Origin of the sequence: Mesorhizobium sp. M1A.F.Ca.IN.020.04.1.1 (assembly GCF_003997315.1) — a bacterium.
In the GTDB taxonomy this organism is placed as follows: Bacteria; Pseudomonadota; Alphaproteobacteria; order Rhizobiales; family Rhizobiaceae; genus Mesorhizobium.
This window is the reverse complement of record NZ_RZSN01000336.1, coordinates 1-2,472: the sequence shown is the minus strand read 5'-3', so window position 1 is coordinate 2,472 and position 2,472 is coordinate 1. Positions and strand designations below refer to the sequence as shown.

Here is a 2,472-nt window from a genome sequence, read left to right as displayed (position 1 = left end):
GCGCCTACGATGCAGTCTATCTGGCGTTGGCGCTGGCGCGGTCTCTGCCGCTCGCCACGCTGGACCGCAAGCTGGCCGCTGCCGCGCGCGGCGAAGGCGCCGTCGTCCTGGGACCATTCGCCAATGACGGTTGAATTTGGCGATCCGGCAAACCGCGGCGTTGGTCAGCGCGCCGAAGCCCTCGACGCGCTGGCAACGGTGCTGCCCTTCGATCGCCGCGACTTTTTGGCCGAGCTCCTCACCGACGATGATGTCGCGACACTTCGGCACCTCGCCAAGGAAGGCATCGGCGAAAATTCGCTGCGCGCGCTCGCCTCCGACCTCGGCTATCTGGAAGCCTGGTCGCTGGCCGCCACTGGCCAGCCTCTCCCCTGGCCGGCGCCCGAAGCGCTGCTGATCAAGTTCGTCGCCCACCACCTCTGGGACCCGGCCAGGCGCGAAACCGATCTGGCGCACGGCATGCCGCAAGACGTGGCAGTTGCGCTGAAGGAGCAAGGCCTGCTGCGCAGCGACGGTCCGCATGCGCCCGCGACGGTGCGCCGGCGGCTGTCGAGCTGGTCGACGCTGACGAAATGGCGAGGGCTCAAGGGAAGATTCAACGCGCCGGGGCTCCAGAGCGCCATCAAACTCGCGTCTCGCGCCAGTGCCCGGCCGCGCGGCCGCAAGAGCCGCAAGGCAGTGACCGCCGACATTCTCGCCACCCTGCTGAAGGCCTTCGCGGGCGAAAAGCTGGTCGACGTCCGCGACCGCGCCCTGCTGCTCACCGCCTTTGCCTCCGGCGGCCGCCGCCGCAGCGAGGTCGCCCGCCTGCGCGCCGAGCAACTCAGGGACGAAGATCCGGTCCCCGTCGACCCGAAGGATCCGGACAGCGAGAGACTGCCGTGCCTGTCGATCCACCTCGGGCGCACCAAGACGACCCAAGCCGATACCGACGCCTTCGTGCTGCTCATCGGCCGGCCGGTTTCGGCCATGAAAGACTGGCTCGCGCGGGCCGGGATCACCGAAGGCGCCGTCTTTCGCGGCATCGACCGCTGGGGCAATCTCGAGCCGCGCGCCCTCACCCCCCAGGCCGTCAACATGATCCTGAAGCGCCGCGCCGCCGCGGCCGGCCTCGATGCGCAACTGTTTTCCGCGCACGGCCTGCGCGCCGGCTACCTCACCGAAACCGCCCGCCGTGGCATTCCCCTGGTCGAAGCCATGCAGCAGTCGCAGCACCGATCGATCAGCCAAGCTTCGCGCTACTACAACGACGCGGAACGGCAGCTGGGACGCGCGGCACGGCTGATTGTCTGACGCGTCCCCAGCCGTTCTCTCGGGAACATTGCTGCCGGCACAAAGGCGGCCCCTGTGCACTATTAGGACGCCGATTCACGGTAGCGGCTTGGCAGCATGCGCCCACTCTTCCTCCTTCCAAAGGCCGATCAAGTTCAAGGACCCGACGCCTCTCCCGGCTCGGGATCTGTTTCTATGGGACCGAGCGTGACCGACCTGCTTCCTTGATCCCTTGGATTCCCTTACAATCTCTTCCGGACACAGAGGAGTTCCGCCGTGAGCGAAGACGCCTTCAACATGTCGATCCGCAAGTTCCTGAAGGAAGTCGGCGTCACCTCCCAGCGCAAGATCGAGGAGATGGTGCGTGAAGGGCAAATCGGCGGCGAGAAGAAGTTGAACGTCCGCATGACGTTGACGGCGGAAGGCACCGGCCTCAACCACGTGGTGGACGGCGAGATCGAACTTCCATAGGCCGGGCGAAGCGACCAGACTACCCGGCCATTCTGGTCGGTGACCCATTAGCTCTCAAAGCAGCCATCAGCATCGGCCCGACCGAAAACTCCCCTGCCCTAGCCTTATCGGTCAGCACGCGCAGATAGCCGCCCGCAGAATTGATGTGCTGCGCCCGTTGCAGAATGCAGGCGATCACCATTGCCGCAGTTTCCTGCCCCATCACATGGCAGGCGTCCTCGTATGCGGAAGGCGACACGCCGAGATAACCGCGCACCTGGGCTGCGGTGACCATTAAATCGCGCCAGTTGCCAATCCCGTCGACGGCGTAATCCGCAATTTCCGGGCAGGCCTTCAGCACAATCCCTAGCGGATATGTCCTCGGGGGCTCTGCGGTCCTCGTCCTTGGCTCGGCCGTCGACCCGCTTTTTTCGAAAGCAGGTTCAAATTCAAAAATAGAGTCGGCATTTGAATTAGATTGCTGCCGCTCGCTTTGAGAGTCATTGCCGCTCGGATTCGTGGATTCCATATGAATTTCCAATAGCTTATCCACGTCGTCATGCAACGCGGCCAGATCGGCCACGATCGGTTCAAGTTCGGCAATGCATGCACGGCGCGGAATTGCCTCCACAACGCTGCGGAAACGCTTCCACAGGCCTCCCCAGTCGCCCGGCACGTCTTCGTTTACGGCCGCCTCGATCAGCTTGTGGATATCCCGGCGGTGTAGCGTAATGCGTTCCCTCATAAGCC

General features: G+C 64.4%; 3 protein-coding genes and 1 pseudogene. 3 read left to right on the top strand and 1 reads right to left on the bottom strand.

The features are described 5' to 3' along the window. The 3 genes and pseudogenes from EOA49_RS33880 to EOA49_RS31490 form a co-directional block, all read left to right on the top strand. Positions 1 to 134 (top strand): annotated as a pseudogene (locus EOA49_RS33880) (type II toxin-antitoxin system VapC family toxin); the annotation flags it as partial. After that, positions 124 to 1,293, top strand: a complete 1,170-nt coding sequence (locus EOA49_RS31495; protein WP_127243579.1) for a site-specific integrase — start codon at positions 124 to 126, stop codon at positions 1,291 to 1,293. The pseudogene EOA49_RS33880 and the gene EOA49_RS31495, both read left to right, overlap by 11 nt. Before the next feature lie 255 nt (positions 1,294 to 1,548). Then, positions 1,549 to 1,743 carry a DUF6494 family protein gene (locus EOA49_RS31490; RefSeq protein WP_127241541.1) on the top strand — a complete coding sequence of 65 codons (195 nt, stop codon included), beginning with the start codon at positions 1,549 to 1,551 and terminating at the stop codon, positions 1,741 to 1,743. Between the two features lie 19 nt (positions 1,744 to 1,762). Here EOA49_RS31490 and repC read toward each other — a convergent pair. Next, a partial coding sequence (gene repC, locus EOA49_RS31485; protein WP_245460856.1) for a plasmid replication protein RepC occupies positions 1,763 to 2,472 on the bottom strand: 710 nt, incomplete at its 5' end.

Bases quoted from the DNA above. Each gene is read 5' to 3' on its own strand.
- EOA49_RS31495 (WP_127243579.1), top strand. From the start codon at position 124: ATGACGGTTGAATTTGGCGATCCGGCAAACCGCGGCGTTGGTCAGCGC.